Source organism: Herbaspirillum sp. AP02 (assembly GCF_015767275.1).
Classification (GTDB): domain Bacteria; phylum Pseudomonadota; class Gammaproteobacteria; order Burkholderiales; family Burkholderiaceae_D; genus Herbaspirillum.
In genome coordinates this window covers 187,716-212,808 of record NZ_JADWMY010000001.1, presented here as the reverse complement: position 1 = coordinate 212,808, position 25,093 = coordinate 187,716, and the positions used below count along the sequence as shown (strand labels likewise).

The following is a 25,093-nucleotide window of genomic DNA, read 5'->3' as shown; positions in this document are numbered from 1 at the left end:
TCGTTCTCCCCAGGCCTGGCCGCTGGCTCCCGCGGCGGTCGGGCCTACAATACAAGTCTTTTGTCGGTTTCAAGGATAGTCATGTTGAACAAAGCCCCCTTCACCCGTGCCTCGGCCGCCCTGGTCACTGCCGGCCTCGGCCTGTCCCTGCTGAGCGCGCCGGTCCACGCGGAAAAGCGCACCCTGGTGCTATCGGCCTACCCGATTTCGCAGCCATTGTTCAACAAGCTGGTCTATGCACCGTTCAAGGAAAAATGCGGCTGCGAGATCGTGGTCGAGACCGGCAACAATGCCGACCGCATCGCCAAGCTGGATGCCCGCCGCAACAACCCGGTGGTGGACCTGGTGCTGCTGTCGGACTTCGGCATGCTGGAAGCCGCCCGCAAGGGCTTGGTGCAGCCGCTGGACTACAGCCAGCTGAAGAACTACAGCCAGATCTATCCCTTCGCCCGCAATCCCATCGGTGGCAACTACGCCGTGGGCTACACCATCTACTCGGTGGGTCTGGTCTATCGCAGCGACAAGACCGCCGCCCCCAAGTCCTGGAAGGACCTCTGGAACCCTGAACTGAAGGGCCGCATCGCCCTGCCGGATGTGAGCACCACGCAGGGCCCGCTGGCGCTGCAGATGGCCGATCTGGCCTGGGGCGGCAAGGGCGGCGACTATGCCGCCGGCATGCAGAAGATCCTGTCCATCAAGAACAACGTGGTGACCTTCACCAAAAACAGTGCCCAGTTGTCCTCGCTGTTTGCCCAGGATGAAATCTGGGTCGCCCCGGTGGCGCGCTTCACCTGGTCGCAACTGATGAAGACCGGCATGCCGCTGAAGTGGGCCATCCCCGCCGAAGGGCAGGCCGCCGGCATGAATGTGATGGGCATCGTCGCCAAGTCCAAGAATGCCGACCTGGCCTATCAACTGATGGATTTCTGGCTCTCCAAGGACGTGCAGACCGCGCTGGCGATGGAACTGGTGGACTCGCCCGTGAACACCCAGGTGGTGCTGCCCAAGGACAAGGCCGAATTCAATACCTATGGCGGCGAACATATCGCCTCGCTCAAGTTCGTCAAGCCGGAAGACCTGCTCAAGCACCGCTCCGGCTGGCTGGAACAGTGGAACAAGGGCATCAGCAAGTAATCCGGCCGACACGCCCGACGCCTTCGTCGATGGCCGCTCTCCTGCGGGATGGCGGCCGTCGCTGTCGTTCTTCTTCCTGACATCGTTTGCCCAACATGCTCGCCCAACCCAAAACCCGCCTCGGCCTGATGCTGGTCACGCCGGCGCTGATCTTCACCGTGGTCTGCTTCCTGCTGCCGGTGGCCGCCCTGCTGCTGGGCGCCTTCCGCACCGGCGGCCCGGACAGCCTGGACGGTGGTCCGCTGCAATGGAGCCTGGCCCGCTTCGCCGACTTCTTCGCCGAACCGCTGCACCTGCAGGTGCTGTGGCGCACCCTGCGCATCGCCGCCCTGGTCACCCTGTGCTCGGCCCTGCTGTGCTATCCCGCAGCGCAAGCCATCGTCCGGGTGGCACCGCGCTGGCGCGGACTGGTCCTGGGCATGATGATCCTGCCGCTGATGGTGTCGCCGATTGCGCGTACCTATGCCTGGATCGTACTGTTCGGCCGCAATGGCGCGGTCAATGCCGTGCTGCTGCAACTGGGCCTGACCGATGAACCGCAGCGCCTGCTCTTCACCGAGATGGCGGTGTTCGTTGGCTTGCTGCAGTTGCTGCTGCCGCTGATGCTGATGTCGCTGGTCAGCGCCATGGAAAACATTTCCGCCGACCTGGCGCTGGCGGCCTCCACCCTCGGCGCCAATGCCTGGCAGGTCTTTACCCGTGTCACCCTGCCGCTGACCCAGGAGGGCTTGATCGTCGGCGGCACGCTGGTGTTCACCGGCAGCGTCACCGCCTACGTCACCCCGGCCCTGCTGGGCGGCCCCAAGGTCTTGATGCTGGAAACCCTGCTCTACCAGAAGGTCAGCGTGGAGAGCGACTTCGGCACGGCCAACGTGATCGCGGTGATCCTGGTGGCGATGACGCTGGTCGTCAACGCTGGATTGAAACGCATTGCCGCTCCCCGGAGGACGACATGAAACAAGGACTGTTCCCGCGCCTGGTGCTGTGGGCCGTGATGCTGTTCCTGCTGGGACCGTTCATCATCGTCTTCCTGGCCGGTTTCAGCGGCGGTGAAACGCTGGCCTTCCCGCCGCCCTCCTATTCGCTGCGGTGGATCGTGGCGGTGCTGCAGGCCGACGAATTCCGCCAGGCCTTCGGTACCAGCCTGGAAATCGGTCTGCTGGCGACCGTGATCGCCCTGCTGCTGGGCGTGCCGGTGGCCTATGCCATGTCACGCATGCCACCGCCCGGCATGGCGGTGATCAAGCAGGTGCTGACCTCGCCCCTGATCATCCCGGCCATGCTGGTCGGCCTGGGCCTGTTGCGCCATTTCGTGCTGGTGATCGATGCGCCGGTGTTCCTGGGTCTCTTGATCGGCCACGTCGGCCTGTTGACGCCCTATGCGGTGCGGGTGGTCTATTCCAGCCTGGCCAACCTGCGCGTGGACATCGAGGAAGCCGCCATCACCCTCGGTGCCACCCGCGCCCAGACCTTCCGCCTGGTGGTCTTGCCCAATATCCGCGGCGCCGTGATCGCGGCCTTCTTCCTGGCCTTCGTGACCTCCTTCAACCAGGTGCCGGTGTCGCTGTTCCTGACCGGACCGGGCATCAGCACCCTGCCCATCGAGATGCTGGGCCACATGGAAAACAGCTTCGATCCCTCCATCGCCGCGCTGTCCACGCTGCTGGTGCTGTTCACCATGGCCTTCGTGCTGATCACCGAAAAGGTGCTGGGCATTTCCAAATACATGTGATGTGAGAACGTGATGAGTTACCTGACACTGCAGCAAGTCGCCCTCGGTTATGGCAATGCCAAGACCGCCGTGCAAGGGCTGGACCTGGACGTGGCCCGGGGCGAGCTGATTTCCCTGCTCGGCCCCAGTGGCTGTGGCAAGACCACCACCATGCGCGCCATCGCCGGCCTGATCGAGCTGCGCGCCGGCAGCATCACGCTGGATGGACGCGACATCAGCCGCCTGCCGCCCAACAAGCGCGACATCGGACTGGTGTTCCAGTCCTATGCCCTGTTCCCGCACCTGAACGTGTTCGACAACGTGGCCTTCGGCCTGCGTCTGCGCAAGGTGCCCGCGGCCGAACTGCGCCAGCGGGTGGAGAAGGTGATTGCCGCGGTCGGTCTGTCCGGCTTCGAGGCCCGCCTGCCGGCGCAGATGTCGGGCGGCCAGCAGCAGCGCGTGGCGCTGGCGCGGGCCATCGTGATCGAACCCAAGCTGCTGTTGCTGGACGAACCGCTCTCCAACCTCGACGCCAAGCTGCGCGTGCAGATGCGCGCCGAGCTGCGCCGCATCCAGCGCGAGCTGGGCATCACCATGCTCTACGTCACCCACGACCAGGACGAAGCGCTGGCGATGTCGGACCGCATCGTGGTCATGAACGCCGGCAAGATCGAACAGCTGGATACGCCGGAGCGCCTCTTCAATGCCCCGCACACCCGCTTCGTCGCCAATTTCATGGGATTCGAAAACCTGTTCGACTACCGCGACGGCGCCCTTCATGGCCAACATGGCAGCCTGCCCTGCCCCGGCCTGCCCGCCGGTACCGCCTGCGCCGGCTGGCGCGTGCAGCAGGTCCAGGTCGGCAGCGGCAGCTACCGGGGCCGCGTGCTGTCGCGGGGCTTCCTGGGTGAATCGGTGGAATATCTCTTGCAGACTGCCCTGGGCGAAGTGCGCGGCATGGCCCCGGCGGCCCAGGCGCTAGCCCGTGAAGGCGATGACGTGGCCTTCCAGCTGCCGCTCGAACAGGCGCTGACACTGCAGGCCTGAGCACGCCCCTACCCTCCAAGGAAAACAAGAACATGCACAAGATCTGGCTTGATACCGACCCCGGCTTCGACGACTGGCTGGCCATGCTGATGCTGTCGGCCAATCTCGATGTGAACTGGCTGGGCGTGTCGGTGGTGGCGGGCAACGCGCCGCTGGCGACCACCTACGACAATGCGCTGCGCATCAAGCAGCACTACCAGCTGGATGTGCCGGTCTATGCCGGCTGCGAGAAGCCGCTGGCCGGCAACATCGAGACCGCGCAATCCATCCTCGGCCAGGCCGGCATGGCCACCACCGGTGACGCCTTGCCGCAGGTCGATATCGCCGAACTCGAAGCGCGCCAGTCGCAGCAATTGCAGCGCTCGCCGCTGCCGCACGCGGTGGATGCCATGATCGAGGCGATCCGCCTGCACGCCGGTGAGATCACGCTCATGTGCATCGCGCCGCTGACCAATGTGGCCGTCGCCCTGCAGCGTGCGCCCGAGATCGCGGCCATGGTCAAGGAGATCATCCTCATGGGGGGTTCGGCCGACCAGGGCAATCACACGGCGGCCGCCGAATTCAACATCTTTGCCGACCCTGAGGCGGCTGACGTGGTGTTCCAGTCGGGCATCCCCTTGCGTATGTTCGGGCTGAACCTGTGCCGCCAATTGCTGGTCACCGCCGACGAGGTGCAGCAGGTGCGCGCCCTGGGCACGCCGCGCGCGCGCTGGCTGGCCGGCTACTTCGATGCCTATCTGCGCATCCGCAGTCCGGACGGCTCGGTGCCCATGCCGATGTACGACCCGGCGGTGGCGATCTGGCTCAAGCGGCCGGAACTGTTCAGCTTCCGGCCGGCGCGGGTGGAGATCGAACTGCAAGGCCGGCTCACGCGCGGCATGACGGTGTGCGAATTCCGCGTCCCCCGGCGCGCCCCGGCCAATACCGAGGTCGCCATGACCGTCGACGGCCCGCGTGCCATGCAATGCATGATGCAGGAGCTGCTGGGCACGCTGTCCTGAAGACACCCCCCGCTACTCCTCCCTGAACCGATCTTCCGTGATGTTTCGTCTATGAGTTTTAACGACCCCACCGATACCGGCCCGCTGACGCTCGAACAATTCGTGCGCGCCCTGCCCAAGGTCGAATTGCATTGCCACCTGTTCGGCGCGGTGCGTCGCCAGACCTTCAGCGACCTGTCCGCGCGCGCCGGGCATCCGGTTTCGCCCGAAGAGATCGAAGCCTTCTACACCCGTGGCGAAAAGCCGGTCGGCGTGCTGCGCGTGCTGCGCGCCCTGGATGCGGTGCTGATCCGGCAGCCCGATGACCTCTACCGCATCACCTACGAATACCTGCAGGACGCCTGGCAGCACGGCGTGGCCTACAGTGAATTCTTCTGGAACCCGACCGGCACGGTGCGGGTCTCTGGCATCGCCTATGCCGCCGCGCAAGGCGCCATCGTGCGCGCCATCGTGGATGCAGAACGGGACATCGGCATCATCGGCCGCCTGATCCCCAGCATCGACCGCGAAGCCAGTCCCGACGAGGCCCTGACCATGGTGCAGTGGATGCTGCAGCATCCGGCGCCGCAGGTGGTGGGCATCGGCATGGACTACCGCGAGAACGACCGCCCCCCCGAGCTGTTCAAGGCAGCCTACCGCCTGGCACGGGAAGCCGGCCTCAAGACCACCGCGCATGCCGGCGAATTCGGCATGCCCTGGAACAACGTGGCCACCGCCATCGACCTGCTGCAGGTGGACCGCGTCGACCACGGCTATACCATCGTCGACAACCCGGCGCTGCTGCAGCGCTGCATCGAACGCGGTCTGATCTTCACGGTGGTGCCGACCAATTCCTATTACCTGCGCACGCTGGCGCCGCAGCGCTGGGCGCAGGACCACCCGATCCGCCAGATGCTGGCCGCCGGCCTGCGCCTGCACCCCAACACCGACGACCCGACCCTGCATCTGGTCACGCCCACCGGGGCCTGGCTGATGATGCTGCAGCTGGGGGCCGACATCGATGCCCTGCGCGGCTTCATGCTCAACGGCCTGGACGCCGCCTGGATGCCGCCGGCGCTGCGCGAACGCTGGCGCCTGGAGTGGCCGGCGCGCTTCGATGACTTGCGCACGCGCCTGATCGCCTGATCGCCTGATCGCTTTTGATCGCCTGCATCAGCTTCGATGCGCCGCTAGTCCACCAGCAGCAGCGGGATTTCCTCGTCGAAGTTGGGCAAGAGCTTGAATTCCCCCACCAGCTGCGCCAGCCGGTTGGCCTGTTCCTGCATCGAATCGGAGGCCGACGAGGTCTGCTCGACCAGGGTGGCGTTCTGCTGGGTGACGTCGTCAAGCTGCTTGACCGCCATCGAAATCTGCTGCAGGCCACTGGACTGCTCCACGCTGGCGCTGGCGATATCACCCATCACGTCGCTGACCCGCTGCACGCTCTCGAGCACCTCTGCCATGGTCTGACCGGCCTTCTTGACCAGCAGGTTGCCGCTCTCCACCTTGTCCACCGAATTGTCGATCAATAGCTTGATCTCCTTGGCCGCAGCCGCCGCACGTTGTGCCAGGTTGCGCACCTCACCGGCCACCACCGCGAAGCCACGCCCCTGGGAGCCGGCCCGGGCCGCTTCCACCGCCGCATTGAGCGCCAGGATATTGGTCTGGAAGGCAATGCCGTCGATCACCGTGATGATTTCCACGATGCGGTGCGAGGACGCCTTGATCGAGGCCATCGTCAACACCACCTCGGCCACCACCGATCCTGCCTGGCGCGCCACCTGCGAGGCCGTTCCGGCGAACTGGCTGGCGCGCTGCGCATTGCCGGCATTGCGCTGCACGTTGGCATTCATCTGCTCCATCGAAGCTGCCGTCTCTTCCAGCGACCCGGCCTGCTGCTCAGTGCGCGAGGACAGGTCCTGGGAACCCGAGGCGACCTGCGCCGCCGATACACGGATCGAGTCGGCCCCCTCGCGTACCTGCCGCACGATGCTGGTCAGCCCGTCGCGCATCTCCTTCAAGGCGTAGAGCAGCACGCGGGTCTCTCCCTTGTAGCCGACATCGATCGGTGCGGTCAGATCACCGTGGGAGACCCGCCGGGCAACCTCCACGGCCCCCGCCAGCGGACCGGCGATGGCCTTGTACACCACCAGCAGCGTACCCCCCAGTACCACCAGGCTGGTGCCGATGAGCAGGTAGACCACCCGCGTCATGTGGTCGGCGGCTTCCTGGGCCTCTTGCACCTGGCTGGCCGTCCTCTGGTCCAGCATGGCGAAGAACTCGTCGACCGGATGCATGATCCTGGCCTTGTTCTGGTGGTAGCTCGCGTCATGCATCATCTGCCGCGCCTGTTCCAGCTCGCTGCGGTTGGCGCTGGCACCTGCGGCGCGCTGCGCCTTGATCATCTCCATGGCACGGGTCTCGATCTGGACCAAGGTGTCGGAAATGTTCTTGGCCTCGGTCAACTTGCTCAGCTCGGCGGCGGTAAATCCGTTATCCCGCATCAGGTCGATGAGCGCCACGCTGACGTTGCCGTCCGGACGCGGCGCGCGTCCGTCGGCATCGACGAAGTCCCAGTAGATGCGCTCGTAGTGCTGCGGACGCGGGCGCTTGCCGTCGCGGATGTCGAGCACCGCCTGGTAGTGCTGCGCATAGATCGGATCGCCGGTGACCACATAGGTGCGCGCCAGCCGGGTCAGATCGTCGGAGCTCTGGCGCAGCTCGGCGGCCAGCAGAAAGGAAGTGAAACGCTGCCCATTGGCCCGGTTCAAGGCCATGTTGGCGTTTTCCTCCTCATAGGCGGCCAGCACGATGAGCGCCATCAGCAAGGCAATCACCGTCACCAGCGCGATAAAGATCTGCCGGATGGAAAACCGGCGAAAAATGAAATTCACGATAGTCCCTCCCCAGGAATGGCCGAAGTACCGGCACTGCCCGTCACGGGCGGTCGCGCGGGTGCTTCGGTCGGCAGACGATACTTCCGGGGGGGCGAGGAGCGTCGGATATAGAAAATTTACTGCTCGCGTCTCGAAATATTTTTAGAAGATGATGTTTTACTGGCATCAGAACTTGCCATATTGCTCTGATCATTAAGGAAACTGTAGGCAGCCAGCTCCGGCCAAGCTGAGCCACTGCCAGCAGAAAACTGCATCAAGGTTCACAATAGCGCTCTTTGTCTACGCAGCATCCCCCTTCATGAGCTCTTCTGCCAAGCCATCTCCGAACCACCCGCGCTTCCTGCTGTTCCTGATCTGCGCCTTCGCCTCGGCTGGTCAGTTGGCCATCGACCTGTACGTACCGGCGCTGCCGGAGATGGCGATCGATTACGCCACCTCGGCCCAGGCCATCCAGACCAGCGTGACCGGCTACCTGATCGCCTATGCCTTCGGACAGCTGGTGTTCGGGCCACTGGCCGACGCCTTTGGCCGCAAGCGTATCCTGGCCCTGGGCCTGGGCCTGTTCACGCTGGGCTGTGTCCTCACCCTGGTGGCCCCCAACCTGGAAACCTTCGTCGCCGCCCGCATCCTGCAGGGCTTCGGCATTGCCGCCACCAACCTGCTGGCCAAGGCCATCATCACCGACTCCTTCGCCGGCCAGGCGCTGGTACATGCCTACACCTACATGGCCATCGCCTGGGGCCTGGCGCCCATCATCGCCCCGGTGATCGGCGCCCACCTGCAGGAAGCCTTCGGCTGGCGCTCCTGCCTGGTGTTCCTGCTGATCTATTCCTTCGCCATGTGGGCCATCCTGTGGCGTTACCGCGAGACGCTGGCGCAGCCGGTGCACCTGCACCCCAGGACCTTGTTCAGGAATGCCCGCATGGTGCTGGCCAGCCCCGTGTTCCAGAGCTGCTTCCTGGCCCAGGGCCTGTGCTACAGCATCCTGCTGGTGTTCAACATCGTCGGTCCCTTCATGGTGCAGAACACCCTGCATCAGCCACCGACCTTCTTCGGCTACATGGCGCTGGCCATCGGCATGATGTATTTCCTGGGCGGCATTTCCAATCGCATCCAGCATCGCCGCCTGCCCAGTGCCGAAGCGCGCCTGCGCATCGGTGCGCGGGTCATGGCCGGTGCCGCCTTCGTCATGCTGGTGCTGGCCCTGACCGTGGGCCTGCAGGTGTGGACGCTGATCACGCCGGTGCTGGTGATGGGCTTCTGCGCCGGGGCCATGTATCCCACGCTGATGGCCAAGGGCAATTCGATCTTCCCGCATATCGCCGGACTGACCAGTGCCATCCTCGGTTTTGCGCTGCTGCTGGTGTCCTCGGGGATGATGGGGCTGGCCGGGTTCGTCTCCATCGATAGCCTCACGCCGCTGGCGGTGTTCTTCTGCATCGTCAGCCTGACCGTGATCCTCATGGTGTCCAAGCTGTTGCAACATCTGCAAGTACCGTCTGCCGCCGCCATGGCGCAGCCGGGCCCGGGGCACTGACGGGGTACGGTCGCGGCGCCGACGGCGCCCCGGCCTATTGGGGAAGCACCTGCCGTTGCAGCGGCACACATCAGAAAAACCCTGATATCCGCCATCGACGTCCCGGCATACGATGAGGCCATCGACACTGAATGACTCCCCAAGGAGGACCTATGGCCATCATCGACACCCTGCTTCACTACGGTAGCTATCTCGCTGCTTTCTATGCGTTCTATGTGCTCGCGGGCGTGCTGGCCTTCGGTCTGTTCCTGCGCCACAAGCTGTACCAGAAGCCGCGTCACCAGCCGGTGGCACTGCGCCTCCAGTACGACCCTCGCGCGGGACGTGAATCGGAGTCGCGCTCGCGCTGATCGGAGCGACGCATGCAAAAAGGGCCGGATTCATCGAATCCGGCCCTTTTCCATTCTGCGGCGCTTCAAAACAATTCCTGCTGGGGTGAAGTCACGGCCGCAAAGCTGTCGCCCACGAAGACCAGGATGGCATCGGCCACCGGAGCCAGCTGGCGCTCCAGATAGTGCAGGTGGTCGATGGCAGCACTGCGCTTTTCCAGCGGTTCCGGACCGGCCGTGGTCATGACGTAGTTGATCCAGCCGCCTTGCTGGTATTGCAGAGGGCGCCCGTCCTGCTGGTTGACCTGATCGGCCATGCGCGCCGCCCGCACGTGCGGCGGCACATTCTTTTCGTAATGATCCAGCTGGCGGCGCAGCCGCTTGCGGTAGACCAGCAGCTCGTCCAGCCTTCCTGCGAACAGGTCGGCCACATAGCCGACGATGTAGTCGCGATAGGGCTCCCCCCGGAAGATGCGCAGATACAGCTCCTGCTGGAAGCGCTGCGCCAGTGGCGACCAGTCGGTGCGCACGGTTTCCAGTCCCTTGTAGGTCACCTTGTCCTGGCCGTCGACGGTCCGGACATAACCGGCATAGCGCTTCTTGCTGCCGGTATCGGCACCCCGCACGTTGGGCATCAGAAAACGCTGGTAATGCACCTCGTACTGCAGTTCCAGCGCACTCTCCAGCCCGTACTCCGAGGCCAGATGCTGGCGCCACCAGTCATTGATGCGGCCGGTCAGGCGCAGGCCGATCTGGCGCGCCTGTTCATCGTCGTGGGCGCGCCGCAGCCAGACGAAGGTGGAATCGGTATCGCCATAGATGACCTCGAAGCCCTCTTCCTCGATCAGCTCACGGGTGCGATGCATGATTTCATGACCGCGCCGGGTGATGGAGGATGCCAGCCGCGAATCGAAGAATCGGCACACGGTCGAGCCCAGCACCCCGTAGAAGGAGTTCATGATGATCTTCAGCGCCTGCTGCAAGGGCTTGTTCCCTTGCGCCTTGGCGGCTTCGCGGGCTTGCCAGAGCTGCTCGATGATGGCCGGCAGGCTGTGACTGCGGCGCGAGAAACGCCCGCCGTTGAAACCGGGTACGGTCTCCTCTTCCGGCTCGTTGAGGGTGCCATCGACCAGCCCCACCGGGTCGATCAGGAAGCTGCGGATGATGCTGGGATACAGGCTCTTGTAGTCCAGCACGATCACCGAGTCATACAGCCCGGAGCGCGAATCCATGACGAAGCCGCCGGGGCTGGCCAGCGGCTCGGCATCGCCCAGGTTGGGCGCGACATAGCCCTTGCGGTGCATGTGCGGCAGATAGAGATGGGTGAACGCCGCCACCGAACCGCCGCTGCGGTCGGCCTGCAGCCCGGTGACGCTGGCGCGCTCCAGCAGGAAGGCCAGGATGTCGGTATGGGCGAAGATGCGCGTGACCAGTTCGCAATCCTTGAGGTTGTAGGTGGCCAGGGCCAGCTTGTCCTCGGCGAACATGCGGTCGATCTCGTCCATGCGCTGGTAGGGGGTGGCAATCGCCTTGCCCTCGCCCAGCAGCGTCTGTGCCACGTTTTCCAGGCTGAAGGACGGAAAATTCCAGAACGCCGAGCGCAGGCTTTCGATGCCGTCGATCACCAGGCGCCCCGGGGCCGACACCAGCAGATGGTTGGCGCGCAGGCCGTGTTCGCGCCATTCCAGGGCCCGTCCGGCGCGGCCCAGGCGCAGCGGAACGCGGTATTTGTCGGCCTGCTTCTGCAACACGTTGAGGTCGAACTGGATCAGGTTCCAGCCGATCAGGGCATCCGGATCATGGCGCGCCATCCAGTCGTTGAGGGATTCGATCAGCGCGGCACGGCTGGCACAGAACTGCAGTGCGAAATCGACCTCGGCCGCCTTGGCTGCCCCATCTGCCCCGCTGTCCGGGTCCAGCACATAGACGCTGCGCTGGCCGCAGCCTTCGATGGCGATGCTGTAGAGCTCGCCCTGCCAACTGGTTTCGATATCCAGCGAGGCCAGCTTCAGGGGCGGGCGGTACCCCGGCAAGGCACGGATGCGGGCCTCGACCAGCACACCCTGGCCATCCTCAATGCCCTGAAAGGCCAGCGGCGCGTTGATGAATCGCTCCATGAGGTAGCGCTCGGGCGGCCGGACATCGGCTTCATAGACGGGGATGCCGGCAGCGATCAACGCCTTTTCGGTCTTCAGCAGCTTGCGGTAATGGCGGCCATACAGGCCCATCACCGGCCGCTGGCTGTAGTCCTTGAGTCGTTCGAGGCGGCGCAATTGCATGCCGCCCTCGCCGGCGATCAACGCTTCCACCCGCTCGGCCTCGGCCTGCGGCACGAAGGCCACCGCCTCCTGCGGCGGCAGACGCAGACATTGCGGACCGTCGTCGGTGGCCAGCCACAGCTCGATCTCGACGCCGGCCGGCGTGTCGCGCCAGTGGCGGCTCAGGATGAAGCCGGCGCGTTCGCCTGGGCGCAATTGCGCTTGCGGGGTGTTGTCCTCTGTGCCTGTCACCGGTCTGCTGCGTGCTGGTTGTGTAGGTTGTGTGCGTTGCGCGGGTTGCGCGGGTTGCGCGAATTGCATGAAGACCGCGATTCTACTGCCATGTGGCATGGCCTGCGCAGGCAGGCAGCACGATGAATGTGAAGACAAACCCAACACACTTTTTCAACTGCAAAGATTTTGGAAAATTTCCCTGTCTTCTCCGCGTTTTGCGTCGGGGTGCGCAGTGCGAAGCTGGCGCCCGTCACTCGCTCGCAATACGGATAGTCTCGCCATGAACAAGCTCTCCCATTTCGCTTTGCCAGCCGTACTGGCACTGCTGGTCGCCTCCAGCGGCCTTGCCGCCAGCTTCGATTGCGGCAAGGCCGCATCCCGCAACGAAAAAACCATCTGCGGTGACCCTCAGCTATCGGCCCTGGATGATGCCCTGGGCCAGGCTTTCCGCCAGGCCCGCAACCTTGCCCTCGACAAGCGCGCCTTTCGCGCCGCCAGCGACGCGCAATGGCGCTGGCGCGAGCAGCACTGCAGCGACCGCGCCTGCCTGCTGGACTGGTACCGGCGGCGTCAGGCCGAACTGACGGCTGCAGCGGGCCAGGCCGATATCAGCGACCAGGGCAGCGTCGCCGTACCGGCCCGACCCGCCCCGGCCTTGCGACTGGGACTGGATGCCCGCCAGATCAACGGCCTGGCCCCGGCCGGGAGCATGCCGTGGCCGCATTACACGCGGGTCGAACGCGGCACGTATTTCTATCGCGACCCCGATGCCGACGCATCACAGGAACTGGTGAGCGTGCGCTACTACGGGGTGGAACACGGGCAGACCATCCTGGAGGCGGTGCGCGGCCAGACCGTGCTGCGCTACACCTGCAGCAGCGACTGTCGCTACATCGCACAGCTGGTGCTGCCGGGCGATGTCGAAAAAGACAGCGTCATCCTCGCCAACGACCACCGTTCCCTGCCCGCGCTGATCGTGGGTGATGCGCTCAACGGCTTGCTGGTGCCGGCGGCCGTGCGTTAGCGCCGGCATGGCGCTTATCCTACAAACGATTGCGCAGGCGGACGACATCCATGCGTCGGCCTGCGGGGCATACTTCCGCAAACTGCTGTTGTTGAGTTGACGGCACCGCCCTGACGGGGGATACAGACACCTCATTGCCCTGGTGAGAATGACGATGAAGAAAATCGAGTTCGACGGTTATCTGCTGGTCTATCAGGCCGACGACAGCGAAGGCCGCTGGAAAGGCTCCTACGCGATCTTGAAGGATCGCACCGAGATCAGCCGCGGCTCCTTGCCGCTGGCGGCCCACTCCGAAGACGAGGCCGCTTACGAAATCCTGGCGGCAGCGCGTCACCATACTGGCCTCGCATCAGCAGCCTTGACGCACTAGGGCCTGTGCACATTTAATCTACGAGTGCGAGAGGTCGCCAAGCGTTGACTGCCTAGGCGCAGCGACGCGCCGTAGTGGTGCTACGGCAAGGAGCTGCAACAACGGCAGGCGACGCTTGGCGGCCTCTCCCGGAGGGTTGGCGCCAGAAGGCGTGCCTTGCCTCCCCGCCTTCTGGCGCCAACGCATCTCGCAGATTAAATGTGAACAGGCCCTAGCGCCTCGCTACCCTCTCGCCATACTCCCTACACCACCACTTCCCGCACACTGCGGCGCCGGGTCAGCTCGCCCAGGCGGCGCAAGGCGTTGACCAGCTCGAAACGACTGCGCGAGCGCCCCAGCGAGATGCGGATATGCGCCGCACCGCCACCTCCTGAACCCTGCCCCGACGGCCCCCGGTCCACCTCGAAACTACTGTGTGAGACTACATTCAAGCCGGCCTGGCCGGCCTTGATGACGAAGTCCTGGCCACTCCAGTGCGCCGGCAGTGCCTGCCACAGGTGAATCCCGCCGGACCCGGCCAGCCCGGGGTCCCCGAGCGTACGCAGGGCCAGCTCCTGGCGCGCCCAGGCTTCGTTACGGATGCCTTCCAGCAAGGCAGTGGCGGTGCCATCGTGCACCCATTGCGTCGATAGCGCGGTCATCAACGGGGTCGACATCAGCACGAAGGAACGCAGCGCCCCCAGCACTTCTTCCTGCTCCTGGCCCTCGGGCATCACCACATAGGCGGTCCGCAACCCCGGCAGCAGGCATTTGGACAAGGTCGAGACATGGAACACATGACGCGGCGCATAGTAGGCCAGCGGCCGGGGCGGCTGCGCGGCAAAGCGCCAGTAGGGATCGTCCTCGATGATGCGCAGGTCCAGCCGGGTCGCCACGGCCGCGATCTCGGCCCGGCGCGTGGCCGGCATGGTATGGGTGGTGGGGTTCTGCAGGGTCGGATTGAGATAGAGCACCCGCGCCTGGTGCTTGCGTGCGAGGCTCACCAGCAGGTCGGGCCGCATGCCCTCGCCATCGACGCCCACCGCCACCACCCGGCGGCCCAGTTGGGTGGCCGCCGTCAGCAGCCCCGGGTAGGCCAGCGGTTCGGCCAGCACCACCTCGCCGGGACGGGTCTGCGACAGCAGCAAGGCCGCCAGTGCCGATTGCGCCCCGGGGCAGACCAGCACCCGGCTTTCATCGATGCGGCCCAGTGGTTCGTGCAGCCACATCGCGCCGGCAGCGCGGTCGGCACTGCTGCCGCCGCCCAGGTGATAGGTCATGAGCAGGTCGACATCGCTATGGATCAGGACTTGCGAGACACCCTGGCGCAGCAGGTCGTCCAGATCGATCCCGGTGGGCGGCGGCGGGATGTTCATCGACAGGTCCAGCACCTGGCTCAGGTCCACCTTGGGCGCGGCCACGAAGCTGCCGGCCGCGCCCCGCGCTTCCAGCAGGTGGCGTCGACGGGCCTCGGTATAGGCGCGGGTGATCGTGGTCAGGTCCACGCCCAGGCGGTCGGCCAGCTGGCGTTGCGGCGGCAGGCGGTCGCCGGGCTTGAGGCGGTCGTCGGAAATGGCCTGTTCCATGAAGCCGACGATCTGCAGATAGCGGGGGCCGCCATTGGCGGCAAAGCGGCCGACCCAGTCCTGTGGGCGTGCGGATTTTTTCATGGGGCGAAAGAACGTGAAGGTAAAAGATGGCAGGCGCCGGGAGGCGCGACGACGTCGATATTAGTATGGATTTGATGGCAATACAAATCCATACATTTCCACCCTACCCCAACTTTCCCACTATCCGCTCACCAGCGCTACGCTGTGGCTGGTCTGCACCGCTTCATCTCCTCGATTCGCTCTGTGCACTCCAGCATGTCCGGCACTCCATTCCCGGGCATCCAGACATCTGTCAAGCCGCTGTCGCGGCCCATTCACGGGCATCCTCCCCGGCGGGGAGACGCATCGGGGCGGCCGGATCGGTGGCGGCCTGCCAGACCGCCTCGGCCACGTCGCTGGCATGGGTGACCTGGGTGTTGTCCTGGAAGTTGGCGAATACCTGCGCGGCCAGCGCGCCATAGGCCTCGGGGATGGCTCCCTCCATGCGCGGCCGGGCATTTTCCGCAAAACGGGTGGACGGGGCGCGGCCGGGCAGCACCAGCCGCGCCTGCACGCCCACACTGGCCAGTTCGAGCGCCATCGACTCGGTAAAGGCATTGACCGCGGCCTTGCTGGCCGTATAGACCGCCAGCAGCGGCAAGGAGCGCAAGGTCACCGAGGACGTGACGTTGATCACCACGCCCTGTCCGCGCTCCCGCATCTGGGGAATGAAGGCCTGGCACAGGGCGATGCTGCCCAGGGTATTGGTCTCGAAGATCTCGCGCACCTGCGCCGGTGACTGGGCTTCCACGGCCGCCAAGGCGCCGATGCCGGCATTGTTGACCAGCACGTCGACTTGGCCGGCCTGCGCTACCACGGTGCGGATGCTGGCTGCGTCGGTGACGTCCAGCGGCAGGATGCGCAACCTGGGCGAGGCTGGCAGCAGGTCCTGGCGGGGGCTGCGCATGGTGGCGACCACGTTCCAGTCACGGTCGAGGAAGTAACGTGCGATTTCCAGGCCGAAGCCGGAGGAACAGCCAGTGATGAGGATGGTTTTCATGATGGACTCCTTGAATGAATGGGAAGGACAGGACGAAGAATAGGCGCGCCGCTTCGGACTTGCTACAATTCAAAGTCCATCATTCATTTGCCATCGTCCAGACATGTCCGACTCCATCGATCCCCTGGCCGAGGTCGTCACCCTGCTGCAACCGGCGGCCCGCTATACCAAATACGTACAGGGTGCCGGCGGCTGGCGGGTGCGCCGTTCGCGTTCCGATCTGGCGTTCTATTGCACCGTCATCGAAGGAAGTTGCCGCATCTTGCGCGACGATGGAGACGATATCGTCCTGGAAGCGGGTGATTTCGTGTTGGCTCCGGCGCTGGAGGGTTTTACGCTGTCCAGCATGCAGGACAGCGACACCGCCCTGCTGGACGAAGACAATCCGCCGCCCCGCCTGGCCGACGGGCGCTACCACCTGGGCAGCCTGGACCTGGCACCAGCAGTGCAACTGGTAGTGGGCCACTGCGTCTTCGACTCACCCGATACGCCCCTGCTGCTATCGCTGCTGCCCGATCTCGTAGTGGTGCGCGCCCATGCGCGCCTGACCACGCTGGCGCAACTGGTCGGCGAGGAATTCCGCGCTGCGCGGCCGGCGCGGGAGATGGTGCTGGCGCGCCTGCTGGAAGTGCTGCTGATCGAGGCCTTGCGCTCGACCTCCGAGGCCGGCGCGGCGCCCACACCGGGCCTGCTGCGCGGGCTGGCCGACGCCCGCCTGGCGCAGGCGATCCGTGCCCTGCATGCGCGACCGGCCGAGCACTGGAACGTGGTCATGCTGGCACGGGAAGCGGCACTGTCGCGCTCGTCCTTCTTCGAACGCTTTCGGCGCGAGGTGGGACTGGCGCCGATGGAATACCTGCTGGCCTGGCGCATGGCGCTGGCCAAGCGCCTGCTGCTGCGTGCCGACGCCGGCATGTCGGAGGTGGCGCAGCAGGTGGGCTATAGCTCGGCCTCGACCTTCAGCGTGGCCTTCACGCGCCATGTGGGCGTGCCGCCATCGCAGTTCAGCCTGTCCGCCCAGCCGGGCTAGCAATCCAGCTCACCCAGCTGATCTAAACCGCCACGAAGCCGACCCGTTCCATGGTGCCGATGTGCATGCTCAGCAATTGCACGGCGCGGTCGGTCTTCTTGCCCTTGAGGGCGTCGATGATGAGCAGGTGATCGTGATCCGAACGCGGCTGCCAGCCACGCTTGAAGCCGGTCGAGAACAGGTAGCGCGAATTGGTCAGCTGCAGTTGCTTCAACACCGCCAGGAGGCGCGGCATGCCGCATTCGCTGGAGAGGATGTCGTGGAACAGATTGTTGGCGGCATCCCACTCCACCAGCGAGGCCGCCCGGGCGCAGTCGTCCTGCGCCTGTTCCAGCCGGGCAATGTGTTCGCTGGTGAATTTGCGTACGCCATGACGCAGCGCCAGGATCTCCAGGGCACCGCGCATCTCTGCATTTTCCTTCACCGCAGCGCGGTCCACCATGCTGACCCGGACCCCGCGACGGGGCAAGGTGAGCAGCAATCCCTCTGCTTCCAACTGACGAAAGGCCTCGCGCACCGGTACGTGGCTGGACTGGAATTCCTGCGCCACATGATCCTGCCGGAGGGCCGCCCCGCCTGCGATTTCGCCGCGAAGGATGCGCGTGCGCAAGACCTCGGCGATGCGGGCGACGGTACTGCCTGGGTCGTTTTTCATACGGCCAAAGTATAGATAATCTATTAAAAAAGAAATTGTTAAAGGAAATTGGACGAAGATAGAATCCGCCGGAACGAAATTCTAAGCCTTTTTACTCAAGAACCGGATTTTATCGATGAGCCAATGCCCTTCCTCCGCTGCCGTCCCGACCAGCGCTCCCCTGCACTTCCTGCCGCCGCTGGCCAGCGTCCCGGCGTCCAACTCGGCTGTCGAACGTTTGTTCGAACTGCCCTTCCTGGATCTGCTGTTCCAGGCGCAGGGCGTGCATCGCCAGCACCACCCGGCCAACCAGGTGCAGCTGTCCAGCCTGCTGTCGATCAAGACCGGTGGCTGCGCCGAGGATTGCGGCTATTGCTCGCAGTCGGCGCATCACAAGGAGGCGGGCGTGCCGGCTGGCAAGCTGATGGCGGTGGACGAGGTCGTGCAGGCCGCCCGCGCCGCCCGTGAACAGGGTGCCACCCGCTTCTGCATGGGCGCAGCCTGGCGCAACCCCAAGGAGCGCGACATGGCAGCGCTGACCAGCATGGTCAGCGAGGTGCGCGCCCTCGGCCTGGAAACCTGCATGACCCTGGGCATGCTGGAGCAGGCGCAGGCCGAGGCCTTGAAGCAGGCCGGTCTGGACTACTACAACCACAACCTGGATACCGCACCCGATTTCTACGGGCAGGTGATTTCCACCCGCCGCTACCAGGACCGGCTCGATACCCTGCAACGGGTGCAACAGGCCGGCCTGCAGGTGTGCTGCGGCGGCATCATCGGCATGGGCGAGACGCGTGCCCAGCGGGCCGGCCTGATCGCGCAACTGGCCCGTCTGCCGGTGCCGCCGCAATCGGTGCCGATCAACCACCTGGTGCCGATTGCCGGCACGCCCCTGGAGGACGTGCCGCCGCTGGACGAATTCGAATTGGTACGGACCGTGGCGGTGGCGCGCATCGCCCTGCCGCAGGCGGTCATCCGCCTGTCGGCCGGACGCGAGAGCATGGGCGAGGCCACCCAGGCGCTGTGCTTTGCGGCCGGCGCCAATTCCATCTTCCTCGGGGCCAGGCTGCTCACCACGGCCAATGCGCCCGTTTCTTCCGACCTTGACCTGTTGTCCCGCCTGGGACTGCAGGCCGCCCCGGCGACTGCCTGATGAGCGTGCAATGGAGCACCGCCCATTGCGGTGGCGCCTGGGTCATCAGCGATTATGAGGCGGTGGCGACGGGCTTGCGCGATCCACGGCTGTCGGTGCGGCGCGGGGCGCGCTGGATCAACAGTGGCCTGGGTGGCGTTGGCAACAGGGGCAACAGAGGCGACAGGCGTGATGCGTCGGCCGACCTGCAAGCGCAGCGCCGTTTCAAACGGCTCTTTTCACGCTCGGTGCTGTTTCTCGACGGGCGGGCGCATCGCCGCCTACGTGGCGTACTCAGCCCGGGCTTCAAGCCGACCGACCTGGAGGCACAACGGCCTGCCATCACGCGCATTGCCGGGCAGTTGATCGATGCCATCGTGGCCGATCCGCTGGCGTCGCAAGGCTTCGATTTCGTCAGCCGCTTTACCCGGCCACTGCCGGCATTGGCCATCGCCAGCCTGATGGGCTTGCCGGACCGCGCACCCGCGGCCTTCGTCGACTGGGCCGCCGACCTGGCGGCCTTCATCGGCAGCCCCACGCCCGATGCATCGCAGACCCTGGCTGCCCAGGCGGCGATGGAAGCAATGTGCGATTTCTTTGCCGAGTTCATGAAGCTTCCCGACGCCCTGGCGTCGGACAGCCTGGTCTCTCGCCTGCTGCAGGCGCACCGGGAACAACGGATCAACCGCAACGAAATGCTGGCGCAATGCTGCACCCTGCTCTTTGCCGGCTACGAGACTACCCGCAACCTGCTGGGTAATGGCCTGCTGGCGCTGCTGCAGCATCCTGCGCAATGGGCTGCGCTCAAGGCGGATCCCTCCCTGCTGCGCCCGGCCTTGCGCGAGATGCTGCGCTACGACAGCCCGGTGCAATACACCGGGCGCCGCGTGTTGGTGGAGATGCAGATGGCAGGCCAGACGCTGCGACAGGGTCAACTGGTGATCCTGCATATCGGGCAGGCCAACCACGATGAGCGCCGTTTCACCGGGCCGCAGCACTTCGACCTCCGGCGCGATGAAGGCATGCACCTGTCCTTCGGCCAGGGGCCGCATGTCTGTCTGGGCGCCGCGCTGACCCTGCTCGAGGCGGAAATTGCCTTCACCGCGCTGATGCAGCGCCTGCCCACGCTGGCGCTATCCGCCACACCTCCCCGGCGGCAGCAGCATGCCGCCTACAGCGCGCTGGACAACCTGCCGCTGGTGTTCTGAAGACCTCTCATGCATGATTTTTCCAGTGACCTGGCCCAACTGGCCAGCCAGAGCCTGCTGCGCAGGCGGCGCGTGGTGGATGGCCCGCAAGGGCCGCTGTTGACGGTGGAAGGACGGCAGCTGCTGTCCTTCTGCAGCAATGACTACCTGGGGCTGGCCAAGCATCCCGAGATCGTGGCCGCCGGCATCGCCGGCCTGCAACAGTACGGCATGGGAGCCGGCGCTTCGGCCCTGATCAGCGGCCACAGCACGGCCCACGAGAGGCTGGAGGAGGAACTGGCGCGCTTCGTCGGGCTGCCGGCGGCGCTGTCTTTTTCCAATGGCTACATGGCTAACCTGGGCGTGATCGGCGCGCTGGTGGGGGCGGGCGACACGGTAGTGGTGGATCGGCTGGCCCATGCCTCGCTGATCGACGGCGCCCGCTTGTCGGGGGCCAGCCTGAAGGTGTTTCCCCACAACGATGTCGCGCGGCTGGCACAGGTGCTGGCACGCTGTCCCGCCGGGCGCAGGCTGGTGGTGACCGATGCGGTCTTCAGCATGGACGGCGACCTGGCGCCGCTGGCTGAACTGGCCGCCGTGTGCGCGCAGCACGATGCCTGGTTGCTGGTGGATGACGCCCACGGCCTGGGCGTACTGGGTCCGCACGGCAGCGGCAGCCTGGCGCAGGCCGGGGTGCGCTCGCCCCACGTGATCTGCATGGGGACGCTGGGCAAGGCCGCCGGGGTGGCCGGCGCCTTTGTCGCGGGCGAGGCTTCGCTGATTGCATGGATCACGCAGCGCGCACGCACCTACATGTTCACTACCGCCCACCCGCCGGCCCTGGCGGTGGCCACCTCGGCCAGCTTGACCCTGATGGCCCGGGACGACTGGCGGCGCGAACGTCTGCGCGACCTGGCCGCGCAATTGCGGCAAGGGCTGGCCGGCTTGCCGTGGGCGCTGCTGCCCTCTTCCACCGCCATCCAGCCCCTGATCGTCGGCGACAACGCGGCGGCCCGCGCACTGGCCGCCGCGCTGCGCGAGCGCGGCATCTGGGTGCCGGCGATCTGCCCACCGACCGTACCCAAGGGCAGCGCCCGCCTGCGCATCAGCCTGTCGGCCCTGCATACGCCCGAACAGGTCGGCCAACTGATCGCCGCCTTGCAGTCGCTGGCCGAGGAAGGCGCCCACGTATGAAGCCGCAAGACTCCCTGGCTGCCCGCAGCCTGCGCAGCGTCTGGCATCCCTGCACGCAGATGCGCCGTCACGAAAGCACGCCCCCCATCGCCATCGATCGCGCCCATGGCGCGTGGCTGGTCGATACCGAGGGCCGGCGCTATCTGGATGCGATCAGTTCGTGGTGGGTCAACCTGTTCGGCCATGCCAACCCACGCATCAATGCCGCGCTGGTCGATCAGTTGGGCCGGTTGGAACATGCGATGCTGGCCGGCTTCACGCATGAGCCGGTGGTGCGCTTGTCCGAACGCCTCAGCGCACTGACGGGGCAGGCGCTCGGGCATTGCTTCTACGCCTCCGACGGCGCCTCGGCGGTGGAGATCGCGCTGAAGATGAGTGTGCATGCCTGGCGCAATGCGGGGCAGACCGGCAAGAATGAATTCATCTGCATCGCAGGTGGCTATCACGGCGAGACCGTGGGGGCGCTTGGGGTGACCGATACTCCGCTGTTTCGCACCGCCTACGACGCCTTGCTGCGGCCGGCACATGTGGCCCGCTCGCCCGATGCGCGCCAGGCCCGCGATGGCGAAAGCGCTGTCGATGTCGCCCGGCAGGCACTGGCCGATGTGGAAAGGCTGCTGCAACAGGGCGCGGGACGCATCGCCGCCGTCATCCTGGAGCCGCTGGTGCAATGCGCGGCCGGCATGGCCATGCATGACCCATCCTACGTGCGAGGTCTGCGCGGCTTGTGCGATGCCTATGGCGCGCACCTGATCGCCGATGAAATCGCAGTCGGCTGCGGCCGTACCGGCAGTTTCTTCGCATGCGAACAGACCGGCATCTGGCCGGACCTGCTGTGTCTGTCCAAGGGCATCAGCGGCGGCTACCTGCCACTCTCGCTGGTGATGTCCAGCGAGGCGATCTACCAGGCCTTTTACGATGACGATGTGCGTCGCGGCTTCCTGCATTCACACTCCTATACCGGCAATCCCCTGGCCTGTCGTGCCGCGCTGGAGACGCTGGCGATCTTCGAGGATGAACAGGTGCTGCAGCGCAACCGCGATTTCGCCCCGGTGCTGGCGGCGGGCCTGGCACCACTGGCACAGGATCACCGGGTACGCCACGTGCGCCAGCGCGGCCTGATCTGGGCGTGCGATGCCGTGCTCGGCGATATCGACGGCAATGCCGGTATCGACCCTGCCCAAGCCGCCAGTTTCTCGCGTCGGCTGGCGGCACAGGCGGCACAGCGTGAACTGCTGGTGCGCCCGATCGGGACCAGCGTGTATGTGATGCCGCCCTACATCCTCGATGCTGACCAGGCGCGGTGGCTGGGTGAGCGCCTGCATGCCGCCTTCGATGCCACTTTTGCCGAGCTGTGGGCGGCGTGATGGGGCGCAGCTATTTCGTCACCGGTACCGATACCGGCGTGGGCAAGACCCTGGTCGCATCGGCACTGATCCATCTGCATGCGGCGCGCGGCGCGCGTGCTGGCGGCATGAAGCCGGTGGCCTCCGGCGCTTTCCTGCAGGACGGACAGTGGTGCAACGAGGATGTGCTGGCCCTGCAGGCGGCTGCCAACGTGGTGCTGCCGACGACACTGGTGAACCCCTACCTGTTCCAGCGCGCTACGGCGCCGCATATCGCGGCGGCAGACGAAGGGCGACGCATCGATCTCGACCATCTGGCGCAGTGCCACGCGCAATTGGTGCGGGCCTGCGATGTGCTGATCGTGGAAGGTGCGGGCGGCTTCATGGTGCCGCTGGATGAATGCCACAACAGCGATGATCTGGTGGCGCGGCTGGGATTGCCGGTGGTGCTGGTGGTAGGTATCCGGCTGGGGTGCATCAATCATGCATTGCTCACGCGCCAGGCTGTGCTGGCGCGGGGGCTGCCACTGGCCGGCTGGGTGGCCAACCTGATCGATCCTCACGAAGCGCAGGCCGAGGCCATGATCGAGAGCCTGGCACGGCGCCTGCAGGTGCCGCTATTGGGCCGCCTGCCATGGTCGCCCGGCCTGACCGCCGCCGAGGCGGCGGCGCTGCTTGCCTGGCCGCAGCTGGCCTGATCGATATGATCGATAAGCTGCGCCAGCGGGCCTGGGGTCAGCTCACGCCAGTGGCGCCATCCAGGACGATACGAATCTTGCGCGCCAGTTCGTCATGGCGATACGGCTTGTCAAGAACGGGAAACTCGCCGTCGGCACCGTGGCGTTCTATCGATTCGCTGGCGTAACCGGTCGTCAGCAGAATTTTCAGCGAGGGCAGCAGGCGTCGGGCCTCACGCGCCAGCACCACACCATTCATATGGCCCGGCATGATCAGGTCGGTGAAGAGCAGATCGACCGGTTCGCCGGCGCGGATCAGTTGCAGCGCTTCGTTGGCGGAATTGACCATGCGTACCCGGTAGCCCAGGCTTTCCAGCATGTCCTGGGCCAGCTCGGCGACCTCGATCCTGTCGTCGACCACCAGGATGTGCTCATGACCACCCTGGTTCTGGCTGCGGCTATCAAACTCGAAGCTGCCACCGACCTGATCCTGGGTGGCCGGGAAATAGATCGCCACAGTGGTGCCGCCCTGCGCGCCGGAAGAGATCCTTACCGAACCACCCGATTGCTTGACGAAGCCATACACCATGGACAGGCCCAGGCCGGTCCCCTTGCCCTCGTCCTTGGTGGTAAAGAACGGGTCCATCACGCGGGGCAGGATGTCGGGCGGAATGCCCGGGCCATCGTCGACCACCGCGAGGCAGACATAGAGGCCCGGCTTCAGGCCCAGCTGCAAGGCGCGTTCATCGCTGCTCAGGTCTTCATTGCTGGTCTGGATGCGCACGGTTCCCTTGCCGGCCATGGCGTCACGGGCGTTGATCAGTACGTTCAGCAGCGCCACTTCCATCTGGGTCGGGTCGAGGCGGCAATTCCAGAGGCCGGGCGCGAGCGCGGTGCGCACATGGATATCGCCACCCAGGGTGCGCTCCACCAGATCGGTGAAGCCTTCAGTGAGCGAGTTGAGATTGATGGTGCGCCCCTCCAGGCGCTGCTTGCGGGCGAAGGCCAGTAACTGCTGGGTCAGCATGGCCGCCTTGCCGGAGGCCTTGCGGATGCTGTCGGCACTGCGCGCCACGCGACCCAGGTCGGGTACCGGGGTGCGCAACGCCAGGTTGATGATGTCCAGATAGCCGCTGATGACCTGCAGCAGGTTGTTGAAGTCGTGCGCGATACCGCCGGTCAGCTGGCCCAGCGCCTCCATCTTGCGCGCCTGCCCCAGGGCCTGCTCGGCGTCGCGGCGGCGGCTGATGTCCAGTTGCGAGCTGAAGAAATACTTCAGTTCGCCCTGATGGTCATAGACCGGCGACATGAACAGGGCATTCCAGAAGGTGGAGCCGTTCTTGCGATAGTTCAGCAGTTCCGTAGCGATCTCGCGCCGCTCGGCCACGGCCTCGCGCACCTGTGCCACCACCGAGCGATCGGTTTCCGGGCCTTGCAGGAAGCGGCAGTTCTTGCCGATCACATCGGCCCGGCTATAGCCGGTCATGTTGATGAAGGCATTGTTGACGAAGATGATGGGATTGTCCGGCTGTTGGGGGTCGGACACCACCATCGGCATGCGCGTCATTTCGACAGCGGCAAAGAAGATATCGTTGGCGTCATCGCCTACCGCGACCTTGGCGTGGTCGTTACGTATTCCTGCATCGTTGTAGTCGTCGGCAGGCCAATGCACCGGAGGGTGCTTGGCAAGTGTGGGCATTGTATTTTTTCTCCATAGGGCCAGACTCGGTTCCAGCCAGGAAAG

General features: G+C 65.4%; 22 protein-coding genes. 16 read left to right on the top strand and 6 right to left on the bottom strand.

Going from position 1 to position 25,093, the window contains the following annotated elements; all coding sequences use genetic code 11:
* Positions 1–81 precede the first annotated feature (81 nt).
* From I5R65_RS00915 to I5R65_RS00890, 6 genes are all read left to right on the top strand, one after another.
* The gene (locus tag I5R65_RS00915) at positions 82–1,134 is read left to right on the top strand and encodes an ABC transporter substrate-binding protein (RefSeq protein WP_196871868.1); all 1,053 of its coding nucleotides are present in this window, start codon (positions 82–84) and stop codon (positions 1,132–1,134) included.
* A gap of 95 nt (positions 1,135–1,229) precedes the next feature.
* Positions 1,230–2,090 carry an ABC transporter permease gene (locus I5R65_RS00910; protein ID WP_196871867.1) on the top strand — a complete coding sequence of 287 codons (861 nt, stop codon included), beginning with the start codon at positions 1,230–1,232 and terminating at the stop codon, positions 2,088–2,090.
* The gene (locus I5R65_RS00905; protein ID WP_102662474.1) at positions 2,087–2,866 is read left to right on the top strand and encodes an ABC transporter permease; all 780 of its coding nucleotides are present in this window, start codon (positions 2,087–2,089) and stop codon (positions 2,864–2,866) included. Before I5R65_RS00910 ends, I5R65_RS00905 begins: the two co-directional genes overlap by 4 nt.
* A gap of 12 nt (positions 2,867–2,878) precedes the next feature.
* Positions 2,879–3,892, top strand: a complete 1,014-nt coding sequence (locus I5R65_RS00900; RefSeq protein ID WP_196871866.1) for an ABC transporter ATP-binding protein — start codon at positions 2,879–2,881, stop codon at positions 3,890–3,892.
* Positions 3,893–3,924: 32 nt separating this feature from the next.
* Entirely contained in the window at positions 3,925–4,893 is a 969-nt protein-coding gene (locus tag I5R65_RS00895; RefSeq protein WP_196871865.1) for a nucleoside hydrolase, read from the top strand.
* A gap of 51 nt (positions 4,894–4,944) precedes the next feature.
* Positions 4,945–6,018, top strand: a complete 1,074-nt coding sequence (locus I5R65_RS00890; protein ID WP_196871864.1) for an adenosine deaminase — start codon at positions 4,945–4,947, stop codon at positions 6,016–6,018.
* 44 nt (positions 6,019–6,062) lie between these two features.
* Here the strand turns inward: I5R65_RS00890 and I5R65_RS00885 are convergent, their stop codons facing one another.
* Positions 6,063–7,766 (bottom strand): methyl-accepting chemotaxis protein, encoded by a 1,704-nt coding sequence (locus tag I5R65_RS00885; RefSeq protein WP_196871863.1) that lies wholly within the window; start codon positions 7,764–7,766, stop codon positions 6,063–6,065.
* Positions 7,767–8,067: 301 nt separating this feature from the next.
* Between I5R65_RS00885 and I5R65_RS00880 the strand changes: the two genes are divergently transcribed.
* Positions 8,068–9,306, top strand: coding sequence for a multidrug effflux MFS transporter (locus I5R65_RS00880; protein WP_196871862.1), 1,239 nt, complete (start codon positions 8,068–8,070; stop codon positions 9,304–9,306).
* Between the two features lie 152 nt (positions 9,307–9,458).
* On the top strand, positions 9,459–9,656 hold the full coding sequence (locus I5R65_RS00875; protein ID WP_196871861.1) for a hypothetical protein: 198 nt from the start codon (positions 9,459–9,461) through the stop codon (positions 9,654–9,656).
* 65 nt (positions 9,657–9,721) lie between these two features.
* Here the strand turns inward: I5R65_RS00875 and I5R65_RS00870 are convergent, their stop codons facing one another.
* On the bottom strand, positions 9,722–12,145 hold the full coding sequence (locus I5R65_RS00870; RefSeq protein ID WP_196871860.1) for a DNA polymerase II: 2,424 nt from the start codon (positions 12,143–12,145) through the stop codon (positions 9,722–9,724).
* A 262-nt stretch (positions 12,146–12,407) separates the two neighbouring features.
* Between I5R65_RS00870 and I5R65_RS00865 the strand changes: the two genes are divergently transcribed.
* Complete coding sequence (locus I5R65_RS00865; RefSeq protein ID WP_196871859.1) at positions 12,408–13,151, top strand: lysozyme inhibitor LprI family protein; 744 nt, start codon at positions 12,408–12,410, stop codon at positions 13,149–13,151.
* A 148-nt stretch (positions 13,152–13,299) separates the two neighbouring features.
* Entirely contained in the window at positions 13,300–13,521 is a 222-nt protein-coding gene (locus I5R65_RS00860; protein ID WP_231395021.1) for a hypothetical protein, read from the top strand.
* 242 nt (positions 13,522–13,763) lie between these two features.
* Here the strand turns inward: I5R65_RS00860 and I5R65_RS00855 are convergent, their stop codons facing one another.
* Together I5R65_RS00855 and I5R65_RS00850 are read right to left on the bottom strand one after the other, a co-directional pair.
* A complete protein-coding gene (locus tag I5R65_RS00855; protein WP_196871858.1) occupies positions 13,764–15,170 on the bottom strand; it encodes a PLP-dependent aminotransferase family protein in 1,407 nt (468 codons plus the stop codon).
* 232 nt (positions 15,171–15,402) lie between these two features.
* Positions 15,403–16,149 carry an SDR family oxidoreductase gene (locus I5R65_RS00850; RefSeq protein WP_196871857.1) on the bottom strand — a complete coding sequence of 249 codons (747 nt, stop codon included), beginning with the start codon at positions 16,147–16,149 and terminating at the stop codon, positions 15,403–15,405.
* A gap of 103 nt (positions 16,150–16,252) precedes the next feature.
* On the opposite strand from I5R65_RS00850, the gene I5R65_RS00845 reads away from it, so the two are divergent.
* Entirely contained in the window at positions 16,253–17,179 is a 927-nt protein-coding gene (locus I5R65_RS00845; protein WP_196871856.1) for an AraC family transcriptional regulator, read from the top strand.
* 22 nt (positions 17,180–17,201) lie between these two features.
* Here the strand turns inward: I5R65_RS00845 and I5R65_RS00840 are convergent, their stop codons facing one another.
* Positions 17,202–17,834 carry a GntR family transcriptional regulator gene (locus I5R65_RS00840; protein ID WP_196871855.1) on the bottom strand — a complete coding sequence of 211 codons (633 nt, stop codon included), beginning with the start codon at positions 17,832–17,834 and terminating at the stop codon, positions 17,202–17,204.
* A 115-nt stretch (positions 17,835–17,949) separates the two neighbouring features.
* On the opposite strand from I5R65_RS00840, the gene bioB reads away from it, so the two are divergent.
* The 5 genes from bioB to bioD are packed head-to-tail and all read left to right on the top strand — an operon-like array spanning position 17,950 to position 23,370.
* The gene (gene bioB / locus I5R65_RS00835; protein WP_196871854.1) at positions 17,950–18,966 is read left to right on the top strand and encodes a biotin synthase BioB; all 1,017 of its coding nucleotides are present in this window, start codon (positions 17,950–17,952) and stop codon (positions 18,964–18,966) included.
* Positions 18,966–20,153 (top strand): cytochrome P450, encoded by a 1,188-nt coding sequence (locus I5R65_RS00830; RefSeq protein ID WP_196871853.1) that lies wholly within the window; start codon positions 18,966–18,968, stop codon positions 20,151–20,153. The genes bioB and I5R65_RS00830 overlap by 1 nt, the downstream gene beginning before the upstream one ends.
* Positions 20,154–20,162: 9 nt before the next feature.
* Positions 20,163–21,326 carry an 8-amino-7-oxononanoate synthase gene (gene bioF / locus I5R65_RS00825; RefSeq protein WP_196871852.1) on the top strand — a complete coding sequence of 388 codons (1,164 nt, stop codon included), beginning with the start codon at positions 20,163–20,165 and terminating at the stop codon, positions 21,324–21,326.
* Positions 21,323–22,693, top strand: coding sequence for an adenosylmethionine--8-amino-7-oxononanoate transaminase (gene bioA, locus I5R65_RS00820; RefSeq protein ID WP_196871851.1), 1,371 nt, complete (start codon positions 21,323–21,325; stop codon positions 22,691–22,693). Before bioF ends, bioA begins: the two co-directional genes overlap by 4 nt.
* Positions 22,693–23,370, top strand: coding sequence for a dethiobiotin synthase (bioD, locus tag I5R65_RS00815; RefSeq protein ID WP_231395020.1), 678 nt, complete (start codon positions 22,693–22,695; stop codon positions 23,368–23,370). The genes bioA and bioD overlap by 1 nt, the downstream gene beginning before the upstream one ends.
* Before the next feature lie 37 nt (positions 23,371–23,407).
* On the opposite strand, the gene I5R65_RS00810 is transcribed toward bioD, so the two are convergent.
* Entirely contained in the window at positions 23,408–25,048 is a 1,641-nt protein-coding gene (locus tag I5R65_RS00810) for a histidine kinase famiy protein (RefSeq protein WP_196871849.1), read from the bottom strand.
* Positions 25,049–25,093 lie beyond the last annotated feature (45 nt).